The following is a 24,012-nucleotide window of genomic DNA, read 5'->3' on the forward strand; positions in this document are numbered from 1 at the left end:
ATACCCAGAACGTCTACTTGACCCTTTTCGCTCCCCAACACTCCCAGAAAGGAGAGGACAGCCCGGTAACATTATCAAATGAACGAACCGTCTCCGCTCGGTAACATTATCTTTTGATTTGACAGGGCCGCCAACCCGGCGATTGCCTGATGAACTTCCTGACGACTGGATGACGGCGGATTGCTGCCCGGTGGCCGCGCGGTGTGCCGGCTGGCTGTGGGTGTGCCTTTGCGCCCTATCCCCTGGCTTTTTCTTTTTCCCGCCGGTCCAGCCCGGCACGGAGCGCCATCGCCAGCCCCACGCCGGTCAGATTCGCCGCGTAGTCCAGCGCCGCGGTGCCGCGAGTGGCTACAAATTCCTGGGCCGTCTCCGTGGCAAAGCTCAATGCCAGGACAATTACGCCCGCCGCCAGCACTGCCGTCCGCCGCCGCAGGTGCAGGCGCAGCGTCCATCCCCAGACCAGCGTCAGCGAGCCATACAGGAAGATATGGCCGAGCGCGTCCGTCGCCTCAGTCCCGCCCAGCAACTGCGACAGCCAGCGCGTCAGCGTGCCCTCCCCGGAAGGCGACAGCATCAGGGTGAGCACGACCGCTGTCCACAGCAGGCTGATCCCCCAGCGGAGACGGGCGTCGGCCAGAAACGGCCGCAGGAGAGTCGCTGCGCGGGTGACAGGCAGGCGCTGGCTCACGGGACGTTCTCCTCGCCAATGGAAGCGGTCGTTTCCGGCACGGCGTAGATCAGCGGCAGGCTGAGCAGCGTGGTCGCCAGTTTGACCAGGATGTTGGCCACGATGATCTGGACGACTGCGACATCAGGCAGGATGCCGCCGAACGCCGCCACGCCGAAGATCAGGCTATCCAGCGGGACGCTGACGCCGTTGCTAACCATCACCCGAACCCACTGGAAGCGGCGGGTGACGCGTGTTACCCACAGGTGGTAGACCTGGGTATCGACCAGTTCGGCGATCACTTCGGCCAGGATGGAGGCCAGCACAATCCGCCACACCGGGCTGAGCACCAGCCCGAAGGTCGCCGTCGATGGGCTGTAATCGGGCGAGGCCGGGTCCAGCAGGGCGGGATCGCTGGGCAGCCAGGCCGTGAACCAGAAGGCCAGCGCCATGATGATGTTGATCGCCGCCGCCGTGAAGATCAGCGTACGGGTGGAATGGATGCCCAGCGTCTTGTGGGCCAGGTCGCGCAGGGTGAACGTGATCGGATAGATGAACGTCCCGGCGTCAATTGCCAACCCGGCCACGACGGCGATCTTGAGGCTCATGATGTCGGAAAGCATCTGGGCGGCGATATAAGCAGCGATGACGAGCAGGGCGCGGGTCATGGTTTCTCCATAGTGGCAAGCCAGCCGATCAACGCCCCGAATTGTAGAGGAACGGAACACATTTGCAAGGCCCGGCAATGGAGCCGATCAGCCGCCCGCGCCAATCTTGACTCTGATAGCTGCGGTGGTAGAATTTGGAATACAGAGTGTCCCTATAGCTCAGAGGATAGAGCGTTGCCCTCCGGAGGCAGAGGCCCAGGTTCGAGTCCTGGTAGGGACGCAGCAAAGGCCGCACCGGCTAACCCGGTGCGGCCTCTTTTTGTGCCCGCGTGCGTTCTAGCGGGCGGCGGCGATGTTGAGCACCTGCCCGGCGCGGATGGCCCGTGTGTTGCTGATGCCATTGACGGCGGCCAGGCGGTTCAGGTTCACCCCGAAGTGCAGGGCGATGCGGAACAGGTTATCGCCGCGCTGGACGGTGTAGCTGGCTGCGTTGACCGGTGCACTGTTCACCGGGAAGCCCCCACCAGCTGGCGTGCGAGCAGCAGCAACATTGAGCACCTGCCCGGCGTAGATGCGGCTGATATCAGTGATGCCATTGACGGCGGCCAGCGTCCACAGGTTGACGCCGAAGTGGCTGGCGATGCGAGTCAGGATGTCGCCGCGCTGGATGGTGTAGCTGGCGGCATTGACCGGCACGCTATCCACCGGGTAAGTGGTAACCGGTGTACGGGCGGCGGCGATATTGAGGACCTGCCCGGCGTAGATACGGTTGGCATCGGCGATGCCGTTGACGGCGGCCAGCGTCCACAGGTTGACGCTGAAGTAGCGAGCGATCCCGGCCAGGGTGTCGCCGCGCTGGACGGTGTATGTGCTGGCGTTGGTCGGGGCCGTGGTGACCGGCATGACGCCGTCAGCCAGCGCCGGCGCGGCGGCCAGGCTGAGCAGAGCGATGAGCATCAGGGCAATAACGTGCTTTTTCATGGTGTTTCCCTCCACTGGTTGCGTGTTCTGACAGGTAAACGCAAAACGGAGGGGCAAGGTTCCGCCGATTCAGCTGGTCGTAGAGAGGGCGCAGGGGTAGCGTTGGGCAGGGGGAGGTCAAGGGCCGCCGCAGCCGCTCAGCCGCCGATGTAAACGCGTGGCAGGCGCGGCAGCAGGGCCGTCACGATATGGTAGTTGATCGTCCCGGCCATACGGGCCAGCTCCTCCGCGCTGATCACATCAGCGCCCTGGCGGCCCAACAGCACAACCTCGTCATCCTGGGCCACCGGCCCGACTTCGGAAACATCGACGACGAACTGATCCATGGCCACCCGCCCGATTAGCGGCGCCCGCCGACCGTTGATCAGCACTGCTCCCTGCCCGCTGAGCAGGCGCGGGTAGCCGTCGCCATAGCCGACCGGGATCAGGGCGGCGCGTATGGTTCGCGGGGCAATATACGTCCGGTCGTAGCCGATGCTGGCCCCGGCGGGCAGCGTCCGCACGCGGGCTACCCGGCTGCGGATGGCCAGTGCGGGCTGCAACGGCAGATCGTGGCTCACATGCTCGGAGGGGTACAGGCCATAGAGCACAATGCCAGGTCGGGCGGCATTGAGCACCGTCTCCGGCAGGTCGAGGATGGCACTGCTGTTGGCGGCATGGCGTAGCGGCAGGGCATGCCCTGCCGCTCCCGCGGCGGCCAGCACCTGCCGGAAGATGGCCATCTGGGTGTGGACGAAGCTCTTATCGGCGTTGTCGGCGGTGGCGAAGTGGGTGAAGATGCCCTCCGCCATCACGCCCGACAGCGTCGCCAGCCAGTCCAGGAAGGGCACCACTTCCTCCGGCAGCAGGCCAAAGCGCCCCATGCCGGTATCCACTTTGACATGCAGGCGGGCCACCCGGCCCCGGATGGCAGCCTGTTCCGCCAGCGCGGCGGCGGTTGGGCGGTCGCCGACGGCCAGGGTGATGTCGTGAGCTACGGCGTCAGCGGCCTCGTCGGGGGCGGCGTAGCCCAGCGTCAGGATCGGCGCGGCGATCCCGGCTGCCCGCAGCGCCAGCGCTTCACTGACCCGGCTGACAGCCAGTCGGTCCGCACCGCTGGCCAGCATGACTCGCGCACAGGGGATCAGGCCGTGCCCGTAGGCGTTTGCCTTGACGACAGCGATCAGCGTCACGCCCCGCCCAAGCCGGGCGCGGATGGCCCGTGTGTTGGCGGCAATGGCGGAGAGATCCACTTCAACATAGGAAAGCGGGCGGAAATCGGGCACAGGCGGCACCCCGGCTAAACGACAATGGCGCACGGACGGCCCCCGGCGGGAGCGATCCGTGCGCCATTGTACTGTGCGCCATTGCCCGGCGCTACAGTCCGGGCCTGGCTCACGGCGTCAGGCGGCGCTCAGGTAGTCACGCAATTCCTGAACCAGCGCCTCAGGGTCAGCGACGCCCTTGCTGGCCATCAATTCGCCCAGCGTGCCCCAGTACGGTTCCCCGCAGATGATGCACACCACATGGTGATCGGCCAGGAATCCGGCAGCCTGCGGGTAAGCTTCCAGCAGAGCGTCAACGGTTACATCCAGCGTGATATCCATGGGACGACCGCCCGCGCTAGCCGGTGATGCGAGCCAGCACATCGCTCTCGTCGAGCAGCAGGTAGGCCACACCGCCGACCTTGATCTCGGTCCCGCTGTACTTGGGGAAGATCACCACGTCGCCTACTTTGAGGTCAGTGGTCATGTCATCGGCGCTGCCCACCGCTTCGACCGTGCCCTGCTGCGGCTTTTCTTTGGCCGTCTCCGGCAGGTACAGGCCGGACGCGGTTTTGTCCTCGCCCTCGCTGGGGCGGATCAGGACACGCGCGCCAAGAGGTTCGATGTTCACGCTCATATCACTCACACTCCTTGCAGCAATGATCCCTCAGTCAGGGTTACGCGCCGTCGCCTTTGAGGCCAAGCAGCGCGTTGATTTTAGGCTTGTCAAAGCCGCGCACGATCTTGCCGCCGATATCCAGCACTGGCACGCCCATCGAGCCAGTACGGCGCATGATATCGCGGGCGGCAGCGGCGTCGCGGCTGACATCCACCTCGCGAAACTTGATGTGATGCTGGCGCAGGTAATGTTTGGCCGCATTGCAGAACGTGCAGGTCGGGGTGGTGAAGATGATCACCCGCGGCTGCTTTTTGGGTTCAGTCTCCCTGGCCATCGGATTCTCTCCATGCGGCGCGGGCTGCCTAGCCCGCCAGCGCTTCCCGGATCTTGGCCACCACCATCGCTTCCGGCGCGGCGCCTTCGATGAACGTGTCCTCGTTGATGACCGTGCGCGGCACGCCCATGACGTTATAGCGCATGGAAAGATGCGGGAACTCGTTGGCTTCGATCATGTCGGCGCGGACGCGGGCGGAGGCAAAGGCCATCTGATGGGCCAGCACGACCGCACGCGGGCAATACGGGCAGGTCGGCGTGACGAACACCTGCAGGTGCAGGTCGCCTTCCAGCGCATTCAGGTAGCGCAGCGTCTCTTCGGATAGCTGCACTTCGCCGGTGGAGACCAGCCGGATCGCTTCCAGCAGGGACATGAATTCGTAGCCGGACGGGATGCCGTAGAAGCGGATGCCGTAATCATGGTCATTCGCGCCCAGGATGGCGATGGCCGGGATTTTGTCCAGGCCAAGCTGCTTGGCATAGGCCTCATCTTCGACGAAATCACGCACTTCCACCGTGATCAGGTCGTTCAGCTCGGCCACTTCCTCGGCGATCTGGCGCGTTTCCCGGCAGTACTGGCACTCAAACTGCTGGGTGAAGACGAGCAGCTTGACCGGGCCGGTCAGCTCCTTGAGCATTTCGCGGACGTCTTCGCGGGTTTTGTCATCCATTAACGGCATTGCTGCCCTCCTTGGTTCACCTTCAGGTGTGGTTTTCTGGTCGTTACGATGAGTTGGATGCAGGGGGAAGGGCAGAAGTCACATGGCCGGTACGCCGCGCCGCGTTAATGTTGTGCAAGAATTGCTGCAACCCGCCTCCGGCTGCTATCGGCTGGCCTGGAGCGCCCGGCGGGGCTACAATACCCGGCAGGCCGCAGCGCCCTCCAAAGCCGGGTTGATCCCGCTCAGGGCTGGCGGCGCGGCGCGGACAGACTGGTGTTTTTTACCACGGAAACGGGCACTGGCCATGGATGTCGAACTGACCCGCCTGGGCAAGCACAGCCTGATCTTGCATTCGCCGGTCATGCCGGCTGCCGGGACGTTCGGCTACGGCGAGTGCTACACGCGCCTGATCCGGACGGACAAGCTGGGCGCCATTGTGACTAACCCGGTCAGCCTGCGGCCCCGCCGCAGCGCCCGCGATACACGGGCCATCTCCCTGCCGGGTGGGGTGTTGCTGCATACCGGCCTGCCCAACCCCGGCGTCGAGAAGGTGATCAAGGCTTACCGCCAGCTGTGGGCCGGATCGCCCGTACCGATCATCGTCCACCTGATCGACCGCAACGCCACCGATCTGCGCCGCTGTGTCCGTTCCCTGGCAGGTCTGCCGGGCGTCGCCGGTTTCGAGCTGGGTGTGCACGAGGAAGCCACACCGGACGAAGTGACCGGCCTCATCCACACCATCGCCACAACTACCCAGTTGCCGCTGCTGGTGCGGGTGCCGCTGGAACGGGCGCTTGACCTGAGCCTGACCGTGGCCGAATCGGAGGCCGGCGCGATCGTCGTCGGCGGGCCGCCGCGGGGCATGGCCCGCGACCCGCTTTCCGGGCGGATCGTGCACGGGCGGGTGTTCGGCCCGCTGATCAAAGCGCAGGCGCTGCACGCGGTGGCCCGCGTGGCCCGCGAGATCGCCAGTTTCAACCTGCCGGTGATCGGCGCCGGTGGCATCCATACCCCCGATGATGCCCGCGATTTTATCGAGGCCGGGGCGCGCGCGGTGCAGCTGGACAGCGTGATCTGGACACGTCCGCAGGACGCAGAGATCATCGCCCGCGACCTGGGCGGCTACCAGCTCACACGGGAGGCGGGAGCCTTCCCGGACGAGTGGTACCCCGGCATCGGCGACACCGACCGTAAGCGCAACATCACCCCGCCGCCGGAAGTCCTGCCGGAGTAGGCGGGCGTTCTAACCTGACCAGTCGCGCAGGTAGAGAAAATCATGCCCGATGGTGCGCTGGCTGAGCTTGGCCACCGCCGGCATGGTGCGCTTATAATGGTTGGCCCGCACCCGTCGCCACACATCGGCCACCATGCGCGGGTCAAAGCCTTCTTCCGTTGCCTCTTCCGGCGTATAGCGGGCGTCCACCAGCAGATAGAGCAGCCTGTCCAGTTCGGTGTAGGTGTAGCCGATCTCGCCTTCGTCGGTCTGGCCGACCCACAGATCGGCTGATGGCGGTTTGGTCAGGATCGCCGATGGCACACCCAGCGCGGCGGCCAGCTGGCGTACCTGGGTCTTATACAGATCGCCGAGGGGCTGGAATGCCGCCGCGCTGTCGCCGTAGATCGTGGTGTAGCCGAGCAGTGCCTCGGTCTTGTTGCTCGTCCCGATCACCAGCCCGCCAAAGGCCGCCGACTGATCGTAGAGGATGATCATGCGCATCCGGGCCATGACATTGCCGCGCCGCGTGGCGCTCATCTCCGGCTGGGCGGCGAAGTACGGCTCCACCATCGGCGTGATCGGGATGGTCAGGGCGGGCAGGCCCAGGGCGTCGATGACCGCCTGCGCGTCGGCCAGGCTATCGGGCGTGCTGGAGGCATAGGGCATCCGCACCGCCAGCACATTCTCTGGCCCCAGGGCGCGGGCGGCCAGGAAGGCGCTCAGGGCGCTATCCAGCCCGCCGGAAAGGCCGATCACGCCCCGCTGGAACCCGGTCTTGTGCACGGCGTCGCGGATAAACCCGACCAGAATCTTCTCCGCCAGGGCGGTATTGATCTGGAGTCTGGCGCTGATATCCATGCCTGTTTGCCCTCCTGTGGCGGTGCGGGCCGCCGGTCAGCGTGGCCTGCCCGGCAGGCGCGGCGGAACCAAAACGGGCCGCCGGGCGTCTTTAGCGGTAGAACGCAAGTGTACCGAAAGGTGACCTGTTGTGAACATCGAAGACCTCACCCGCTGGTTCCTGATCCTGGTGCTGGGCCTCTTTGGTTACCTGGGCATCAGCCGCCAGGTGGAAGGGCCGGGCATGCCGCCGCCCACCTGGCCGACCGCTACACCCGGCGCAGCGCCCATGCGCATCCCGCTGGTGATCGAGCGGGCCGAGACCGTCATCCTGGAGTCGTACCCGCTGCAGCTTCAGTTGCGGGTCAGCGGTTACCAGCAAGATGGCTGCCGTGTCCCGGTGCAGACGCTGATTGCCCGCGACGGCAATACGATCACCGTCAGCATCTTCCGCGAACTTCCACCGGACGCCCTCTGCACGCAGGTGATCATGTTCTACGAAGACACGATCACGCTGGGCGACTTCACCGCGGGCCACTATACCATCCGCGTCAACGACCTCACTCTGGAGGTCGATCTCTAGCGGCTCACCGCCTTAGAACCCGCCAAAGCTCGCCTGCTGCCCGGCCAGGATGCGCGCCAGTTCGCGCTGCATCAGGCCGGTGCGCTCATCGCGCAGCAGCGGCAGGCGGCTGCGGGTGCGGTGTAGCTGGTTCAGGTCGATCGTCTGTACAAGCAACGCCTCCTCAAAGTAAGGGGCGCGGGCCAGCACCTCCCCGTTCGGATCGGTGATCATGGAGCCGCCCCAGAAGTTCAGCCCGTCCTCATACCCGACGCGGTTGGCATGGATCACGAAGTTGGTGAACAGGCTGGCGTAAGCCTGGTTGACCAGTTCTACCCAGCGGGCAGAAGCCAGCCGGTCGCTGGTGTCCAGCCCACGCCCAGGGCTGGCGCTCATCAATAGCAGCACATCCGCGCCGTCCAGCCATAGCAGGTAAGGCGGGGAAGCGTGCCAGAAGTCTTCGCAGATCAACATCCCCAGCCGTCCGAAGCGCGTATCAAAGGCGCGGACGCTATCCCCCCAGGCGAAGTAACGCCCTTCATCAAAGAGGGCGTAGGTTGGCAGGTAGACCTTGTTGTGCAGGTGGACGATCTGCCCGCCGGAAAGGTAGGCCGCCGCTACGTAGAAGCGGTGGCGGGCGTCCTCGTGGACAAAGCCGACCACCAGATCCAGGTTGCGGCTGGCCGTCAGCAGGACGCTAAAGGTCGGGTCATCAGCGGAGGGGTGCATGGCCACCTCGTAGACCAGGTCCTGCAGGTTATAGCCGGTCAGGGATAGCTCCGGGAACAACAACAGGTCAGCGCCAGCGGCTCTGGCCCGGTCGATGTAATCGAGGTGTTTGGCCAGGTTGGCCGGGATGTCGCCGATGGCCGGATGAATCTGGGCGATGCCCACCGTGATCTTCATGCGCTACTTACCTCTCGGAAGTGTCGAATTCAGGCTTTTGGGGGGCCGTGGCTGGCTGGCCTTCACGGGCCGGGCGGTGGAGAGCCGTCCCGACCGCCGCCACCGCACTGAAGGCGATCACGCTCAGGTCGAGCGCCTGATCCCATGTCAGGGTTGGCAGCGGCCCCGGTGCACCATCCCCCCGGAAGAAGCCCAGGACGAACAGTCCCGCCGCGCTGAGGCCCAGGATCAGCCACAGCCGGTAGCCGCGCAGCCAGCCCACCAGCGTCACCAACCCGCTGAGAATCAGCAGCCCTGCCCCCAGCCACAGACCGAAGTGCTGTGTGTTGTAGCGCGGGGCAACCGTGCCGTAAATATCCGCCGTCTCGCTGACCATCCAGGCCGGGAAATCGGCCAGCGTGCGCACCTCCGCGCCGTAGCCACAGGAAGCAGCCAGACAGCCCACCCAGGCCGCGATCATCCCCAGCGGCCAGAGCAGGGCCAGCACATCCGCTACCGCCCGGAATGATACACGCCGCCAGCGCGCCGCCAGCCAGACGCCCAGCAGCGCCCCATACAGCGCACCATGCCCGCTCAGTCCCCCGGCCCGCAGGTTGAGCGCCTCCGCCGCGTGATCTCTGAAGTAAACCAGGTTAAGCAGCACATGCAGCAGCCGCGCCCCGATCACGCCGCCAAGCAGCCCGCCCAGCCCGACATCCAGCCAGCGCAGCAGCGGCTCACCACGCCGGTAAGCGGTGGCGACCAGCAGCGCCAGCCCGACCACCGTCGCGGCGGCGATCAGCGCGGTGAAAGTCCGCACAGAAAAGAGGCCCAGATCGATGAACTGAGGCAGCATCAGCGGTCTTCCGGTGGTCAGGCGATCTACAGCGGATTGTAGCCCCTGGGGCGGCCCCTGTGCCACCTGGCTGCGGGAAAATGGAAGGCCGGCGCGGGCAAAACCTGGCAGAAACGCAGGTGACCCGTGGAGAAAGGGACAGGAGGCCGGGAAGTCAGGCAACCGGTCCGCGTGTGTGAGGTTCCGCCGGAGCTATTCCTGCTGTTGTGGCGTTTGTCCCGGCAGGGCGAATTGCCGTACCTGGTTCGCCAGCGCTGCCCATTCGGCCAGGGTCAGGGTCTCGGCGCGGCGCGTTGGCGCGATCCCGGCGGCGGTCAGCAGCGCGGCAGTGGCCTCTTTGTCAATGCCCAGACCCGCGCTGAGTGCATTGACGAGTTGCTTACGCTTTTGGCTGAAGCCTGCCTTGACCACGTGGAAGAACTGCGCTTCATCAGCTACCTGTACCGGGCGCTCACCATCGGCGTAGGTATCGATCCGTACCAGAGCGGAGGTGACATCCGGGCGCGGCCAGAAGATCGCCGGGGAAAGGCGGGCGATGATCCGCGGGCGGCCATAGTACTGCACCGAGACGCCCAGCAGGCTCAGATCACCGGGCGGGGCCACCAGCCGGTCAGCCACCTCGTTCTGCACCATAACCACCAGCCGGCGGGCTTTGTGCGGCTGCTCAAACAGGTAGCGCAGGATGGCGCTGGTGATGTAGTAAGGCAGGTTGGCGACGACGCAGTATGGTTCGTCGGGGCGGATGTGTAGCGCCAGGTTGACTTCCAGGATGTTGGCGTGCACCAGGGTGACATTGGGATAGTCGCTGAAGCGGTATTGCAGCAGCGGGATCAGGCGGTCGTCCAGCTCGACAGCGATCACGCGGCGGGCGACACTGGCCAGCCAGTCGGTCAGGGCACCGGTGCCGGGGCCGATCTCCAACACGGTTTCTTCCGGCTTAAGTTCCGCCGCGCGGATGATCTTGTCCAGAGCGTTAGGGTCATGCAGGAAGTTCTGGCCCAGGCTCTTCTTGGGGTTGATGCCGTAGCTGTCCAGAAGGCGTTTGGGGTTGGTCATGGGCTTGAAGGCTCCGGTGCCATACTCAGGGCGGCGCGCCTGCCTTTGCGGTCACTGGCAATTCACCGCCGATACGGTAGTATAGCGAGTCTGGTGGGTATCTTCCATAGAGGTAAACATGGTACTTCCGGAGCAGCAGAACTCCCATCCTCCATCGCGCCGATTCTGGATGGTAGTGGCGCTACTGCTCGGTTTCATGCTCATCCTGCGCCTGCTGACTTACGGCTTCAGCCTGCCCTACGTTGATCACCCGGACGAGCCGAATTACTACCTTGCTGCCCAAGAAGTGCGCGGCCTGTTTGACAATCAGGGATACTACGACCACGCGCCGCCAGCGTATATCTACCTGGCAACGGTGGTGCAGGTCCTTACAGAGCCGCTGGGCGCGCAGGGAATGGCCGCCCAGGTGCGCCTGCTGCGTTTGCTGGCGGTGCTGCTCAACCTGGGGACGCTGGTGTTCATCGCCCTGGCCGCGCGTCGGGCGGGCGGGGAGCGGGCGGGTATCGTTGCCGGGCTGCTGTGGGCGGTTTCTCCGCTGGTCCTGATTAATGGCGTGTACGCCCTGCCCGACCCGCCGATCTATTTCCTGGCTTCCCTCGCCATCTGGCTGGCAGGGGAAGCGCTGGCTGTCCCGCGTCGGGGAAGCTGGAGCGTATGGGCCATTGGTATCGGGACTCTGGCGGTCGCCTTCAAGGCGTACCTGCCGCTGTTTGTACCGGGCGCGCTGGCCACGCTGCTGATCACCGCTAGGGAATGGCGGCAGGGGGGACGGCGCGGTTTGCGTTACCTGGCCTGGCAGATCGGCATCGTGGTCCTGACCATGCTGTGGGTTGTCTTCGGGATCGGGTTTGTCCCCACTGCCGCCATTGGCCCGGCGGATGGCGGCGCAGACACGCTGCTGCATACTATCCGCGAGGGCGCTGCTGCCAGGCTGCTGGACCCGACTGTCTTCCTCAATAACCTGCGTTTTGCTCTGGAGCCGCTCGATGTGATGGGGACGCTGGCGATGCTCGGCCTGGGCGTCACTGCTGTTGTGGTCGCCCGCCTGGTGCAGCGTCGGGCATCGGCAGTCAGGCTCAACAGCGCCCTGATGATTGCTGTGTATGTCGTTGTCGTTGCCTGGATCGTCTCCGCCTACACCCGTGTGGATCGCAGCACCATTCGCTACATGATCCCGGCTACCGTCGGTCTCTGTGTGCTGGTGGGGATGGCCTTCGCCCAAGTTGTTGCCCTGGCTCCCACGCCCAGACAACCAGCCGCCTCTGCCATTCTGTTGCTGGGTCTGGGCGGGCTGGTACTGCTCCCGCAACTCCGGCAGGACCTGGCAATCGTTCAGGATCGCAGCCGGACGGATCAGCGGGCCGATCTGCGCTTCTGGGCGGAGATTACGTTGGAAACCGGCCCTGTGCTGGTGACGCAGGCCAACGAAAAGACGTTCAATAACATCTGGAGCGGTATGCCAGTCTCCAGATGGTTTGATTGGCTCGTCGCTGACAATATTGCTGCTTATCCTGTAGAGCACTGGCGCGAGGAGCGGGGCATGAGGTACGTCCTCCTGACCGATGACGACCGGACCAGTCTGCAGGAGGCTGAGACAGGCCGCGCCTTCCTGGACGATTTGCTGCTCCTGCGCGAGTTCCCGGAGCGTCCCGATCGTCGCGGGCCGGGCCTGATCATGTACCGCCTCTGGCCGATGCAGACGCCGCTGGATGTCCGGTTTGGGCCAACCATTCATCTGGTGGGCTACGACCTGGAGAGCGCTGATCTGACCGCTGGCGGCGTACTGACCCTGCGCCTGTACTGGCAGGCGGATGCAGCTCCTGTCGGGGACTATTCACTGTTCGTGCACCTCACCCCGCTGGATGAACGCAACCCGGTCGCCCAGTGGGACGGCCCGCCCGCCCGGTTGGAGCGCCCCACGCCTTCCTGGAACGCGCCTTCCGAAACCCTGGTCAGCCAGCCGATCGCGCTGAGCCTGCCCCCGGACCTGCCAGCGGGTCAGTACCGGGTGTTGGTGGGGCTGTATGATTATGTAAGCAGAGTGCGGCTGCCCGTCACGATATCCGAAGGTGATGTGCAGGCGCTGGCTGATGATTCCCTGCAATTGCTGATGGTGACCATCGAGTGATCCGGTGGAGCACTGGCCGGACGGAGTGTTGATCCCGTGCGCGTCATTCATATCTGCAAAGTGACCGGCGTCGCCGGGGCGGAGAATCACCTGCTGACGTTGCTGGCCGGGTTGCGGGGGCAGGAGATCGATGCTCGCCTGTTGCTGCTGGTGGAACCGGGCAACCCGGTCGAGACGATGGTCGCGGCGGCCACATCACGCGGTATCCCTGCTGAGCGATCGGTGATCCGCGCTGATATCGATCCGATCTTGCTCATCCGGCTGGTGCGGCGGTTGCGCACTCTACAACCGGATATCGTCCACACCCATCTCTTTCACGCCGATCTGCACGGCATCCCGGCGGCACGGCTGGCTGGGGTGCCGCGCGTGGTCAGCAGTCGCCACAACGACAATACTTTCCGCCGCCGCTTCCCGTACCGCCAGATCAACCGCTGCCTGTGGCGGCTGACCACGGCGGGGATCGGCATCTCAGCGGCGATCACCCGCTTCGCCATTGAGGTTGAGGGTGCATCCCCGGCGCAGATGACCACCATCCCCTACGGCCTGCCTTCCGCCGGAACCGTTGACCGGGCGGCAGCCCGCGCTGCGCTGCGGGCCGAGCTGGGCCTACCGCCGGATGCACTGCTGGCCGGGCTGGTCTGCCGTCTGATCGAGCAGAAGGGCATTCCGTATGCCCTGCGGGCCTTCGCCCGGGTAGCGGATCGCTTCCCGAACGCGCATCTCGTGATCGCCGGGGATGGCCCGCTGCGGAACGACCTGGAGGCGCAGGCGCGCGATCGGGGGCTGGCGGAGCGCGTCCGCTTTCTGGGCTGGCGGACGGACACGGCGGCGATCTTCGCTGCGCTGGATGTGTTCCTGATGCCCAGCCTGTGGGAAGGCTTCGGCCTGGTGCTGCTAGAGGCGATGGCCCAGGGCGTGCCAGTGATCGGCAGCGCGGTCAGCGCCATCCCCGAGGTGGTGGCTGACGGTGAAACAGGGCTGCTTTGCCCGCCGCGTGACGTAGACTGCCTGGCGGCGGCGTTGGGAGATCTGCTGGCCGATCCGGGGCGCCGGGCGCGGCTGGGCGCGGCAGGACGCGCCCGGCTGGAAGAGCGCTTCAGCTCTGAGCGCATGGTGGCCGAGACCATAGCCCTCTACGAGCGCCTCATGGCAGTTAGCAAGCCTACTGGCAGTTAACCGGGCTGTTTTCCACCCGCAGCAGCAGCGCGGCGTTGCCGGAGATCGGGCGTGTGCCGTACATGCCACGCAGGTTGACCACCAGCAGGTACTCGCCTGGCGGAGTCTGGCTGGTGTCGGCGTAGAGTGTTACCCGGTCGCCGAAGCGGGCCTGGTCGGTGGAGACCAGCGCCTGTGGCATCCCCGGCGCAGGAATGTTCTGCGGCTCCAGCGTGATCGACACGGACGCCGGCCAGCCGGTGTTGACGATCTCAAACTCCCCTACTGGCACTACACGCGGGCAAAAAGCGGCCAGGCTGGCCGTCCATTGCCCGCTGATCTCGACCGGGATCGAATCGAAACCGGGCGCGCTGAGCGGCATGGCTTCGATCCGGGGCAGGTAGGCGCTGTAGCGGTGTGGCATGGCCGCCACCGCCCGGAAAGTGTCAGTCGGCGTCCCATCCGGCTCAAGAATGCCGTACCAGCGCAGATGGCTGCAGGCGTCCTCATAGTCCGTGCTGTACTGCTGCCAGTTCAGGTTCCACAGGAATAGCGGCCCGGCCCAGGGCCAGTAGCGATCGGCGTACTGGAAGGCGCGGACAGTGTAGTCGGCGACCAGGCGCTCTGGCAGGCGCATCCAGTCGAAGCCGGCCATGGCCGGGCTGCCGGAGCAATCGCGGCCACTTTCCGCCGGGTCGCGCAGCCAGCCGAACTCAGTCAGCCAGATCGGCTTGTCCCCTGCGCCGGCGGCCACCAGCACCTCGCGGATGCGTTCCGCCCGCCGGAAGACCAGTTCATCGGTATAAGGGTCAGCCTCTGGCGGCTGGTTGAAGCCGTAGGGGTGGTAGCCGAAAGCATCGAAATAGTCCGCTGCGCCGTTTTCCAGCATCTCGCGGGCGAAATCCAGGTCGTTGATCGCCCCCCGATCGGGCGTGGTCAGGGTGGGAGCCAGCCCGCCGGAAACAACGATCACGTCCGGGGCGATACCCTTGATGATGCCGTAAGCCACCCGCAACATCTGTGTGTATTCCCAGGCGTTGGGGCCACGCGGCCATTCCAGGGCCAGGTTTGGCTCGTTGTGAATCTCGATGGCGTCCACGCCGTGCGCGACCAGTTCGTGTGTCCGGCGAGCGACTTCCGCGCGGAAGTAGGCCCAGTCGGTCGGCCAATCCAGGTCCATGCGGTACAGCACGCGGAACATGGGGTAATCGGCTACCTGCCCGGCCTCGTAGACCTTGACCCAGTCCATGCCCAGCTGCTGGATCAGGGCGGGCGCGGCTTCCAGGTGAGGGCCGAGGTGGATGCCATAGCCCAGGTGAGGTGGCGGGAGTGGTGTATCTTCGTCCGGGGATTGGCCTGTCGCCGGTCCGGGCGCAACCATCAGCGCCAGGAGCAAGCCAAGCAGGGCCAGCCGGACGAGCAGATTGGCGGCAAGTAGCTGGAGGGGACAGTTCCTGGTCACGCCGCACATTGTAGTCGCCGGGCGTGCTCGCCGCCAGAAGCCGGGGAAAAAGAGGCAGGTGGCAGGAGACCAGAGGCGAAAGTAAGAGGTCGGGAGATTTCCCCGTTGCCCACTCCCTATTCCCCGTTTCCTGCTTCATCCTGCTGGCCACGCGGCCTGATCGCTCCGGCAGCGGACCTAAAAACCAGCGCCCCGGAGGCGGGGCGCTGGCGCAACGATCACTTGGACAGCAGGGTTTACTCGATTACTGGCAGGGGGCCAACGCCCTCATCCAGGGTCACCAGATCGGCGAAGACCCAGGCGGCCACGCGGGTGCTGGGGATGACGCGGTACCACTGACCGTCGGCGCTCACGCCCACCACGGCCAGCCGCTCGCCCACCTGGGCGGAGCCGTTACGTGGCGCGTCCAGGCTCGGCCCGGTGCGCAGGTTGACCGCAGCGTCAGCGGTAACGGTAGCGTTAGAGGCCAGCACCTCCGGCACAGTGCCGCTGGTGAAGGACAGCGCGCTGGCCAGCGCCCAGCCTTCCGTCCCATCGGGAGCCTTGACATACAACCGGTCACCGCTGGCTAGCAGGAGCTGCACCACCGTCCCGGCGGATAGCCGACCCACCTCGGCGGAGGTGTTATTCGGGGCAGCGCGCAGCACCGCGAAGCGAGTCACCACGCCGCTATCCGCCCCAGGCTCGGTGACGGGCAGGTCAGCCACCGTGCCGGGGTACCAGATGAAGGAAGCGGCAGCCCAGGCCTGCAGGCCATCCAGTGTCTGAATCTGGAAGAAGTTGCCGATCTCGTTGCGGCCTATCACGTTGACCGGCGTGCCGGGATCAAGCTGCGCGTAGCTGTGGGCGTCAATGGCCGGCACAACACGGGCGCTGGCATAGCCCCGCGCCACGGCGTTCACTGCCGGCAGTTCAGGCATGGTCGGCTGGCTGGCGCCACGTTCCCGCGTGAACTGCAGGTTGTTCGGGTTCGCCCAGCCGGCCAGGCCATCAGCCGTTGTGACGTAGACGAAGTTGTACGCTTTAGCGACCAGCGTGACCAGCGTGCCCTGTTCAAGCTGGCCAACGACATCAGCCTGCAGGTCCGGGGCGATACGCAGGTTCTGGGCGAAGATAGCGGCGGCGTTCTGGCGGGCGACATTGACCACCGGCAGGTCGGCGATGTCCCCTTCAAATGTGATAGCGTTGGCGCGTCCCCAGCCGACGATGCCCTCCGCTGTCCGCAACTGAAGCCACTGGCTGTTGGCTGTCCGCCCCAACAGGGTGATTTCCGTTTCGGGTTCCAGGCGCCCAAAGTCGCGGGCCTCGACATCCGGCAGGGCGCGGACGTACAGGAAGCGGGCGACGGTGGCCGTCGCACCTTCGCCCTGAGCCTGAATCACGGCCATGTTGGCGAGCAGCAGAAACACCAACAGCACGACCGTAAGACCACGTCGTGTCATACTCATGCTCTCTCTTCTCCCCCTCAGAAAGGTTTGCTTTTCGACACCGGTGAATACTGATCGTTTTGTACTGCAATCGAGCGCCAGTGTCAAGCTAACAGGCCTAAACAGTGCCATTACGCACCTGTAATTGATCCAGTTGTTATGGACAAAGTCGATGACCGGCCCGCAGGCCGGTCATCGCTGGCTGAAAGTCGGTAGACGCGCTTCAGATAGCGTCGTCAGGAGAGCAGGGTTTCTTGCTGGGGAAGCTCCTCCGTCTGCTCTGTTTCGTCTGAACGTGTCCCCGCCAGGGAGTCCAGCCAGGCCCGGACATGGGCCAGCAGACCGGGGCGGAGGGCATCCAGTTGCGCCAGCATAGCCTGCTCCCGCGCGAACCGCTCAAGGTAGCGCTCGCGCTCGGTATGGCAGACGCGATAGTACTCCATCGGAATCATTGTACCAACACCTCCACAGAGTCAGTCCCGCGACGCCCGCAGCCTGTGCATTCTGCCGAAGAACGGGCGTCGCCTGTTGTATGTCTTGCCCAAAATCTCCGGCATCACCTGACTCAAAGCTAGACCAGATCGGAGGTAAAATCCATAAGGGATACAAGGAGAAACATTGCTACTGCCTTAAAATCAAAGGTCTTTGCCATGAAACGCCTTCGAAAAAACAGATTCCCGGATAGTGTGGACTGGCAGATTCTGAGCGAGCTGCAACGCAACGCGCGGGTGCCCTTTGCGGAGCTGGGTCGGCGCGTCGGACTCTCCGCCCCGGCGGTCACCGAGCGCGTTCGCCGCCTGGAAGACGCTGGCATCATCACCGGCTACCACGCCACCGTTGACCTGGCCCGCATCGGTCGCCCAATCCAGGCGATCATCCGCCTGGGCAATCCCGGCGACCGCACCGAGCGCCTGCTGGAACTGATCCGGGAGATGCCGGAGGTCCTGGATTGCCATACCATCACGGGAGACGAGTCGTTCGTGGTCAGGGTGGCGGTAAGGTCGGTTGACCATCTGGAGCACCTCATCCGCATCCTGGAACCTTACGCGACGACCACCACTTCGCTGGTGCTTTCCTCGCCGGTCATGCGCCACGAGATCGGTCCGCTGGAAGTGGGATGATAGATCATCCCGGCGATTCCCCGCTGCGTCTTCCTGGTGTAGACTGAAGGGTATCTTCGATTGATTCATCATCAAGTGAGGCCCTTATGAGTCAGTCTATCCGTGACCGGCTGAACAGCAGCGATCCGGCGGTGCGGCGGGAGGCGATCATCGCCCTGGGGCGTAGCAAGAACCCCAGAGCATTGCCCCTGCTCCGCCAGGTATACGATAGCGATCCTGATCCGGCCCTGCGCGATCTGGCCCTGCGCGCTGCCCGCCATATCCGCCAGTCTGCCCGGCCAGCTGCCGAACAGCCCTCTGCCCCGGCGCCGGTAGAGCGCCGTTCCCTGGCCGACGAGCGCTACGCCCGCTACGAAGACCCGTCAGCCAGCGCGCCAGCCTACATCCTGCCCGTTTTTGACGAGGCCAGCCAGGCCTACACCACCGATGGCTACCAGATCGTGGAACCCAAGCTCGCTGAGGAGGTAACGGTGGCCCCTGGCGACCGGACACGCGCCCGCGCTCTGGTCAAACGCGCCAACGAACTCAATGAGGAAGGGACGCTCAGGGAGAGCCTCAATATCCTGATCGCCGCCCTGGAACTGGACCCGGCCCTGATCTACGATCCGGCAGCCCAGAAACTGGCTGAGGCGTTGATCGGGCAGGAAGGCCGCCAGGCGGCAGAAATCCTGGCCGATCCGCGGCGACGGGAGATGTATGTCGGTCATGTCCCGGAAAAGCGTATCGAGCGCGTCAAGCGAACCGGGGGTGTCTCCTGGGGGGAAGTCTGGCTGGATGTTGGCATCTACTTCGTCTTGCTGGCGCTGGCCAGTGTGCTGCTCCTGAGCGCCACACCGACCTTCCTGCAGACGCTCGCTGCACGGCTCAATCAGCCGCTTCCGCCGGAGGTCAGTGCACTGCTTAACCCGGCGCTGGTCAGCGAGAATTTACCCGCAGTCCTGCTGGGCAGCCTGGGATCGGCGCTCTGGTCGGTCATCAGCCTGCTGATCATGCTGTGGCTGGCCCAGCTGGTGGCGGTCGGGCTGGGCGGGCATGGCACGCTGACCCAGACCTACCACGCCGTGATCCCGGTACAGACTGCGCTGCTGGTGATCAGCAGCGCGGTGATGGCCCTGCTGATGTTCACCGGCGCGTGGGAAGCGCTGGGCATAGGTGGGCTGATCCTGGGTCTGGTGGCTATCATCTGGCCGGTGCGGGCGCTGGCCAGGGTTCACGGCTTCGGCGCACTTTCTGGCTGTCTGGCCCTGTTCCTGGGCGGGATCGCGGCGGCGATTCTGGGGGCGCTGCTGTCCGTGGTGGTGTGGGCATTGGGCGGTGCGGCCCTGTTGCCGCTGCTGCCGGCAGGCTAGCGCCGTTCCGGTTGCGGCCAGAGCTTGCCACACGGGGAGGAGTGCATGGCATGACGTATGTGGCGATTGAGGGCGTGATCGGCGCAGGCAAGACCACCCTGGCGCGGCTGCTGCACGCCGAACTGGGTGGCCACCTGGTGCTGGAGGTCTTTGAGGAAAACCCGTTCCTGAGCAGTTTCTACGCCGATCGCGCCCGCTATGCCTTCCAGACACAGATCTTCTTTTTGCTCAGTCGCTACCACCAGCAGCGTTCACTGCGGCTGATGACCCGCCCGCTGATCAGCGATTACATCTTCGCCAAGGATGCGCTCTTTGCCAGCGTCAACCTGCACGGCGACGAACTGGCCGTCTACCAGCGGGTGCACGATGCGCTGGCCGAGCAGATCGAAACGCCCGATCTGCTCGTCTACCTGCGGGCGGACACCGACCTGCTGATGCGGCGGATCAGCCAGCGCGACCGCCCCTACGAGCGCAACATGGCCGCCGATTACATTGAAAGCCTGCGCCGCGCTTATGAAGCGTTCTTTGCCGCTTATGACCAGGGGCCGGTTTTGACGCTGGACGCCAACGCCCTGGACTTTGTGACCAGCGACGCCGACCGCGCCGAGGTGATCGCCCGCGTGCTGGCCGCGCTGGGCCGCGCGCCTCGTCAGGAGGCATTGCCGGGCTTCAACGGCGGGCTGCGCGGCGAGCCGCCTGCCGGTATTGCTGCCAGCAGCCAGTTGCCCGGCGCGGAAGCAGCCGCGCCCGCTGAGAGCGCCGCCCCTCCGCTGCCTGATCTGGCCGCTGGCGCCCGCCGCCTGCGCGACTTCCAGGCGTTCCATGAGTGGCTGGATGACGCCCGCGGCTTCAACCGCGATCCATTATTTAACTTCGTCAAGCTGCAGGAAGAGATCGGGGAACTGGCCCGCCTGGTCGCGGCGCGGAGTGGCGCCAGGAGCGACGCCGACGTCCCAACGGCGCTGGAAGCGATCGGCCTGGAACTGGCCGATGTGCTGGCTTGTCTGCTCAAGATGGCCAACTATCTGGGTGTTGATCTGGAGGCAGCTTACCTGGAGAAGATGCAGACCAACCTCAACCGCCGCTGGCCGTAGGAAATCAGGCGAGCGCCCGGAGAAAAGAGGTGTACGATGGCTTCAATCCCACCTGAATTCCTGGATTTGTTTGAAAAGAAGGCTTTTGCCCACCTGGCCACCCTGATGCCGGATGGCACGCCGCAGGTCACGCCGGTCTGGGTGGACTTCGACGGCACGCACATCCTGGTGAACACGGCCAGAGGGCGGGTCAAGGACCGCAACATGCAGGCCCGGCCCCAGGTGGCGGTGGCGATCATCGATTCCGATAACCCCTACCGCTACTTGGCTGTACGCGGGCGCGTCGTCGCTATGGAAGAAGACGGCGCGGCGGAGCACATCAATCGCGTGCTTTCGCCCAAATACACAGGCCGGATCGGTGACTTCGGGCGCGGCGGCGAGGTGCGGCGGCTCTATCGCATCCTGCCGGAGCACGTCGACGCGCATGGCTGAGCGCCAGCCGGGGGGGCAGGCGGCGCTGCCCTGCAACCTCCGGCCTGCCGGAGCGTATAGAGAGTTGTAGCTTCCCCTAACCTTTTGGGGCTGCAGCCACCCGAATACCGGTTTAGAATACAAGCAGGGAATGCCCGGCATTCCCCGGTTCACAGACCGGCCAATGAGCAGCGGGATAACGACCATGCGCAAGAGCCGCCGCGCCACAAAAGTCTGGCTAATCCTCCTCGGCCTGATGCTGGCCCCGATCTTTGCCTCAGGCATTTTGCCGTCGCAGGTGCTGGTCATCGGGCTGGCACTGTACCTGATTATGGCGCTGATTGGGCTGGGCCTTTTTGATCTGGACGAGTTGCGGCGGCGCCTGCCCCAGGCAGGGGCGGATGTGCGCATCACGATGCCGCGCCGCCGTAGCCGGGTGCGGGCCAGCAGCGCCGCCCAGCGCGCTCAGGAACGAGCCAGCAGCCTGGCCGGCTATGAGGGACAGTTCACCCTGGCCGACATCGGCCTGATCGTGAGCGAAATGCGCCCGGATGGCCTGCATCTGCGCCGCGACGACCTGACGCTGGATGATGAGGGCATCCAGCCCTATGTCGTCATCGACGCCGATTCCTCCTGGGCCAACGAAACTGTCACCGCCCAGTTTGAAATCCTGGATCAATCCGGTCAGTTGTTGTTCCGCCATGTTGAGGATGTCTACCTGCGCGAGGGGCAGAACAACATCCTTTCCAGCAACCGCCTGCCGCTGGGGACCAAAGCGCCGGCTGGCGTCGGGCCGGGGCTGTGGGAGTTGCGGGTGACCCTGGCCGGGAGCGTGATCGGCCTGCACACCTTCCCGGTTGGCCCGTCGCTGACCAGCCGCCAGCGCATGATCGGCGATCTGGAGCGCCGCCGCGGTCGGCTGACCGATCAGGCTGCCGCGCCGGTCGATGATTCGCCTGTCTCGCTGGAAGAGTTGTTGCGCGGGCAGCAGTAACCAGCCGCGAGACACCGGTTTACCACCGCGATACACGCTTTAGTGGTAGGTACAGGAATACGATCATGAGGGGCAGAAGAGGTAGTTTCATGGGCAATCGCCTGGGACGGGGATTGATCGGCCTGTTGCTGATCGCCTGGAGCCTCAACGCCATTGGCGTCAATATTGACTTTGGCCTGATCATGCTGATCGGCGGGCTGATCCTGATGTTCGCCCTGCTGAGCGGCGAGCAATCGGCTTCCACCCGCCAGCGGCGTGCTGATCCACGCCGCGTGGACCCGTTCGCGGTGGAGGAGGATTACTCCCTGCGGGAAGCGGCGCCAGCCGCCCGCCGGGCAAAGACCGATCGCGCTGCGCCGGTCGCCAGCCGCGGCAGCCGCATGCATCGGGTAGCGGCCCGCGCCGTCCGCAAGGCGGGTCATGATCCTGACGCGCTGGCTGTTGCGCCGGTGGACATCGGCGTGCTGGCCTATGAGAGTCGCGAGGCCACGCCTACGCTCTACCGCGAAACCCGCCTGCCGGAAGATGTCGCTTACATTCGCCCGTTCATGCTGCTGCGCTCGCCACGCCGGGCGCGGGGCATGATCCGGTTTGAGCTGGTCGATGGGCAGGGCGCGGTGCGGTTTGTGGATGAAACCGAATGGGAACTGAAGGCCGGGGAAACTTTCGTTTACCCCGCCACCTGGTTGCCCACCGAGCGGATTGAGGACTACAGCGGGGAATGGACGCTGCGTGTCTACGCTGCAGATACGCTGCTGGCCGTCCATGACTTTGCCTGGTGGGATTCCGGCGGGGGCGAGCTGCGCCGCTACCTGACCGGCGACGGCGAGATCAGCGACGATCTGCTGGAAGAACTCTCCGGCGCGCGCGTTGAGCGGCTTTCCCTGGATCAGTTGCTGGATGAGCAGCCCGGTGTGATCATCGAGGAAGACCCGGCGGCGGACGCTGCCGCCCGGCGCAACGCCCAGCGTTAGGTTCCATCGGCATATTTGCCGCCGAAGCTCCCTGTCGGGCGAGGGGGGATTGGCCCCCCTGACCTGCTGAGCGAGGGCTTTCCGGCGGATCGGGTTGACAGCCCGCTGATGCGGGAGAGGAGTACAGCGAATGGCCGCCTGGTGGGGCACCCGCACCAATGTTTCCAAACGCCTGCGGCTGGAGGTCGAGGCGATGCGCGTCACCTTCGGCGATACCTTCCGGCTGGTGGTCCCGCGCGACGATAGCGAACTGCACTGGATCGGCGAGGTCGAGGTCAACATGACCGGCGTCCCGCAGCGCAATCACGTGCTCAAGATCGTCTATCCCCATGCTTACCCACTGCATCCGCCGGAAGCTTATATTCTCAAGCCCTATATCTACAGCCCCAAGCACCAGTTTGAGGACGGGCAGCTGTGCCTCTTTAACCCCAAGGATGGCACGACCTACGGCTGGAACCCGGCCCGCTCGACCGCGGTCACTGTGGCCGGCTGGGCCATCCAGTGGCTGTACGCCTACTACACCTGGAAGCAGATCGGCATCTGGCCCGGCGTGGAGGAGCGTGTTACCCGTCCGCCTTCGGGCTTGAACTGGAGGCCCTAAATGGCGATTCCCGGCCCGGATCGCTCTCGCCCGCGTGTGGTGCTGGCGGAGCGGGTCATCCGCAAGATCGCGCATGGCGCACTACTGTACCCCGACGAAGAAACCGCCGAGGCGCTGGTGGGCCTGATCATCCCCACCGAAAACGGCGAACCGGATTTTTATGTGCTGGACACCATCGCGCCGGAACAGCACGCCGTCAACCGCGCCGGTTACATGGTCGAGCAGGGCGACGAGCTGCAGGACGAGATCATGTACTGGCTGGCCATCAACTGGAAGCGCTTCCGCGACCTGCGCCGCCAGAGCTACGGCAACGCCCTGGCTGCCAAGTGGGATGCCCCGCTGCGCTACCTGGGCGACTGGCATAAGCAGCCGGGCGAGATGTTCTGGCCCAGCCAGGGCGACCTGGAGACCGCGCGGGCGATCATCGACGAAGCGGGCAATGACATGCCCCAGATCATCGTCCCCATCGTGACCCTTGCCCCGCCCTGGGATGCGGAAAGCGGCCCCCCCGGCGACGAATTTGACCTTTACACCACCCAGCCAGATGGCCCGCCGGTACGCATCAACATCTGGTACCTGCGCCGCGACCTGCCGGAATTCATCGCTGCCCGCCCACAGGTCATGGCCGATGACCTGTTGCCGGCCAGGGCGATTGCATCAAATTTGTTCCAGTAACCGTTCAAGGAAGGTGATATCAAGGCCGGCCTTGAAGCGTTTGGTGCGGATACTCCCCTTGGAAGAGTCCTTTTTGATAATGTTGAGCGCCAGTT

Annotated in this window: 27 protein-coding genes, 1 tRNA gene and 1 pseudogene; 14 read left to right on the forward strand and 15 right to left on the reverse strand. The window is 65.0% G+C overall.

Annotated elements, in window-relative coordinates:
* Positions 1 to 235: 235 nt before the first annotated feature.
* Both vanZ and HPY64_16690 read right to left on the reverse strand, forming a co-directional pair.
* Positions 236 to 688, reverse strand: a complete 453-nt coding sequence (gene vanZ / locus HPY64_16685; protein NPV68772.1) for a VanZ family protein — start codon at positions 686 to 688, stop codon at positions 236 to 238.
* On the reverse strand, positions 685 to 1,335 hold the full coding sequence (locus HPY64_16690; GenBank protein ID NPV68773.1) for a queuosine precursor transporter: 651 nt from the start codon (positions 1,333 to 1,335) through the stop codon (positions 685 to 687). The genes vanZ and HPY64_16690 overlap by 4 nt, the downstream gene beginning before the upstream one ends.
* A gap of 148 nt (positions 1,336 to 1,483) precedes the next feature.
* On the opposite strand from HPY64_16690, the gene HPY64_16695 reads away from it, so the two are divergent.
* Positions 1,484 to 1,555, forward strand: a tRNA-Arg gene (locus HPY64_16695).
* 56 nt (positions 1,556 to 1,611) lie between these two features.
* On the opposite strand, the gene HPY64_16700 is transcribed toward HPY64_16695, so the two are convergent.
* The 6 genes from HPY64_16700 to HPY64_16725 all read right to left on the reverse strand — a co-directional run bounded on the left by HPY64_16700 (position 1,612) and on the right by HPY64_16725 (position 5,132).
* Complete coding sequence (locus HPY64_16700) at positions 1,612 to 2,256, reverse strand: LysM peptidoglycan-binding domain-containing protein (GenBank protein ID NPV68774.1); 645 nt, start codon at positions 2,254 to 2,256, stop codon at positions 1,612 to 1,614.
* A 137-nt stretch (positions 2,257 to 2,393) separates the two neighbouring features.
* Entirely contained in the window at positions 2,394 to 3,521 is a 1,128-nt protein-coding gene (gene alr, locus HPY64_16705; protein NPV68775.1) for an alanine racemase, read from the reverse strand.
* Between the two features lie 117 nt (positions 3,522 to 3,638).
* Entirely contained in the window at positions 3,639 to 3,842 is a 204-nt protein-coding gene (locus HPY64_16710) for a DUF1858 domain-containing protein (GenBank protein ID NPV68776.1), read from the reverse strand.
* A 16-nt stretch (positions 3,843 to 3,858) separates the two neighbouring features.
* Entirely contained in the window at positions 3,859 to 4,137 is a 279-nt protein-coding gene (locus tag HPY64_16715) for a co-chaperone GroES (protein ID NPV68777.1), read from the reverse strand.
* A 40-nt stretch (positions 4,138 to 4,177) separates the two neighbouring features.
* Positions 4,178 to 4,453 carry an NrdH-redoxin gene (locus HPY64_16720; protein NPV68778.1) on the reverse strand — a complete coding sequence of 92 codons (276 nt, stop codon included), beginning with the start codon at positions 4,451 to 4,453 and terminating at the stop codon, positions 4,178 to 4,180.
* A gap of 28 nt (positions 4,454 to 4,481) precedes the next feature.
* The gene (locus tag HPY64_16725) at positions 4,482 to 5,132 is read right to left on the reverse strand and encodes a glutaredoxin (protein NPV68779.1); all 651 of its coding nucleotides are present in this window, start codon (positions 5,130 to 5,132) and stop codon (positions 4,482 to 4,484) included.
* Positions 5,133 to 5,214: 82 nt separating this feature from the next.
* Between HPY64_16725 and HPY64_16730 the strand changes: the two genes are divergently transcribed.
* Positions 5,215 to 6,348, forward strand: coding sequence for a hypothetical protein (locus HPY64_16730; GenBank protein NPV68780.1), 1,134 nt, complete (start codon positions 5,215 to 5,217; stop codon positions 6,346 to 6,348).
* A gap of 9 nt (positions 6,349 to 6,357) precedes the next feature.
* Here the strand turns inward: HPY64_16730 and HPY64_16735 are convergent, their stop codons facing one another.
* Entirely contained in the window at positions 6,358 to 7,188 is an 831-nt protein-coding gene (locus HPY64_16735; protein ID NPV68781.1) for an NAD+ synthase, read from the reverse strand.
* A gap of 130 nt (positions 7,189 to 7,318) precedes the next feature.
* On the opposite strand from HPY64_16735, the gene HPY64_16740 reads away from it, so the two are divergent.
* Positions 7,319 to 7,750 carry a hypothetical protein gene (locus HPY64_16740; protein ID NPV68782.1) on the forward strand — a complete coding sequence of 144 codons (432 nt, stop codon included), beginning with the start codon at positions 7,319 to 7,321 and terminating at the stop codon, positions 7,748 to 7,750.
* A 12-nt stretch (positions 7,751 to 7,762) separates the two neighbouring features.
* Here HPY64_16740 and HPY64_16745 read toward each other — a convergent pair whose 3' ends face one another.
* From HPY64_16745 to rsmA, 3 genes are all read right to left on the reverse strand, one after another.
* A complete protein-coding gene (locus HPY64_16745; protein NPV68783.1) occupies positions 7,763 to 8,635 on the reverse strand; it encodes a hypothetical protein in 873 nt (290 codons plus the stop codon).
* 7 nt (positions 8,636 to 8,642) lie between these two features.
* Positions 8,643 to 9,470, reverse strand: a complete 828-nt coding sequence (locus tag HPY64_16750; GenBank protein ID NPV68784.1) for a hypothetical protein — start codon at positions 9,468 to 9,470, stop codon at positions 8,643 to 8,645.
* A 192-nt stretch (positions 9,471 to 9,662) separates the two neighbouring features.
* Positions 9,663 to 10,526 (reverse strand): 16S rRNA (adenine(1518)-N(6)/adenine(1519)-N(6))-dimethyltransferase RsmA, encoded by an 864-nt coding sequence (rsmA, locus tag HPY64_16755; GenBank protein ID NPV68785.1) that lies wholly within the window; start codon positions 10,524 to 10,526, stop codon positions 9,663 to 9,665.
* Positions 10,527 to 10,644: 118 nt separating this feature from the next.
* Here rsmA and HPY64_16760 point away from each other — a divergent pair, with 118 nt between their 5' ends.
* Positions 10,645 to 12,654: a hypothetical protein gene (locus tag HPY64_16760; protein ID NPV68786.1), complete on the forward strand. Its 2,010-nt coding sequence runs from the start codon at positions 10,645 to 10,647 to the stop codon at positions 12,652 to 12,654.
* 36 nt (positions 12,655 to 12,690) lie between these two features.
* Positions 12,691 to 13,830 carry a glycosyltransferase gene (locus HPY64_16765; GenBank protein NPV68787.1) on the forward strand — a complete coding sequence of 380 codons (1,140 nt, stop codon included), beginning with the start codon at positions 12,691 to 12,693 and terminating at the stop codon, positions 13,828 to 13,830.
* Here the strand turns inward: HPY64_16765 and HPY64_16770 are convergent.
* From HPY64_16770 to HPY64_16780, 3 genes are all read right to left on the reverse strand, one after another.
* The gene (locus HPY64_16770) at positions 13,817 to 15,271 is read right to left on the reverse strand and encodes a hypothetical protein (GenBank protein NPV68788.1); all 1,455 of its coding nucleotides are present in this window, start codon (positions 15,269 to 15,271) and stop codon (positions 13,817 to 13,819) included. The two genes, HPY64_16765 and HPY64_16770, sit on opposite strands and share 14 nt — an antisense overlap.
* 236 nt (positions 15,272 to 15,507) lie before the next feature.
* Positions 15,508 to 16,719, reverse strand: a complete 1,212-nt coding sequence (locus tag HPY64_16775) for an SH3 domain-containing protein (GenBank protein ID NPV68789.1) — start codon at positions 16,717 to 16,719, stop codon at positions 15,508 to 15,510.
* A gap of 215 nt (positions 16,720 to 16,934) precedes the next feature.
* Positions 16,935 to 17,150, reverse strand: coding sequence for a hypothetical protein (locus HPY64_16780; GenBank protein ID NPV68790.1), 216 nt, complete (start codon positions 17,148 to 17,150; stop codon positions 16,935 to 16,937).
* 198 nt (positions 17,151 to 17,348) lie between these two features.
* Here HPY64_16780 and HPY64_16785 point away from each other — a divergent pair, with 198 nt between their 5' ends.
* The 9 genes and pseudogenes from HPY64_16785 (at position 17,349) to HPY64_16825 (ending at position 23,917) form a co-directional block, all read left to right on the forward strand.
* Positions 17,349 to 17,819 carry an Lrp/AsnC family transcriptional regulator gene (locus HPY64_16785; protein NPV68791.1) on the forward strand — a complete coding sequence of 157 codons (471 nt, stop codon included), beginning with the start codon at positions 17,349 to 17,351 and terminating at the stop codon, positions 17,817 to 17,819.
* Positions 17,820 to 17,905: 86 nt separating this feature from the next.
* Positions 17,906 to 19,168 carry a hypothetical protein gene (locus HPY64_16790; GenBank protein NPV68792.1) on the forward strand — a complete coding sequence of 421 codons (1,263 nt, stop codon included), beginning with the start codon at positions 17,906 to 17,908 and terminating at the stop codon, positions 19,166 to 19,168.
* Between the two features lie 50 nt (positions 19,169 to 19,218).
* Positions 19,219 to 19,803 (forward strand): annotated as a pseudogene (locus HPY64_16795) (deoxynucleoside kinase).
* Positions 19,804 to 19,938: 135 nt separating this feature from the next.
* Positions 19,939 to 20,262: a hypothetical protein gene (locus HPY64_16800; GenBank protein NPV68793.1), complete on the forward strand. Its 324-nt coding sequence runs from the start codon at positions 19,939 to 19,941 to the stop codon at positions 20,260 to 20,262.
* A gap of 36 nt (positions 20,263 to 20,298) precedes the next feature.
* A complete protein-coding gene (locus tag HPY64_16805) occupies positions 20,299 to 20,694 on the forward strand; it encodes a PPOX class F420-dependent oxidoreductase (GenBank protein NPV68794.1) in 396 nt (131 codons plus the stop codon).
* 184 nt (positions 20,695 to 20,878) lie between these two features.
* Positions 20,879 to 21,667: a hypothetical protein gene (locus HPY64_16810; protein ID NPV68795.1), complete on the forward strand. Its 789-nt coding sequence runs from the start codon at positions 20,879 to 20,881 to the stop codon at positions 21,665 to 21,667.
* 65 nt (positions 21,668 to 21,732) lie between these two features.
* The gene (locus tag HPY64_16815) at positions 21,733 to 22,641 is read left to right on the forward strand and encodes a hypothetical protein (protein NPV68796.1); all 909 of its coding nucleotides are present in this window, start codon (positions 21,733 to 21,735) and stop codon (positions 22,639 to 22,641) included.
* A 130-nt stretch (positions 22,642 to 22,771) separates the two neighbouring features.
* The gene (locus HPY64_16820) at positions 22,772 to 23,242 is read left to right on the forward strand and encodes a hypothetical protein (protein ID NPV68797.1); all 471 of its coding nucleotides are present in this window, start codon (positions 22,772 to 22,774) and stop codon (positions 23,240 to 23,242) included.
* On the forward strand, positions 23,243 to 23,917 hold the full coding sequence (locus HPY64_16825; protein ID NPV68798.1) for a hypothetical protein: 675 nt from the start codon (positions 23,243 to 23,245) through the stop codon (positions 23,915 to 23,917).
* Positions 23,918 to 24,012 lie beyond the last annotated feature (95 nt).

This window comes from Anaerolineae bacterium, assembly GCA_013178165.1.
Classification (GTDB): Bacteria; Chloroflexota; Anaerolineae; order Aggregatilineales; family Ch27; genus Ch27.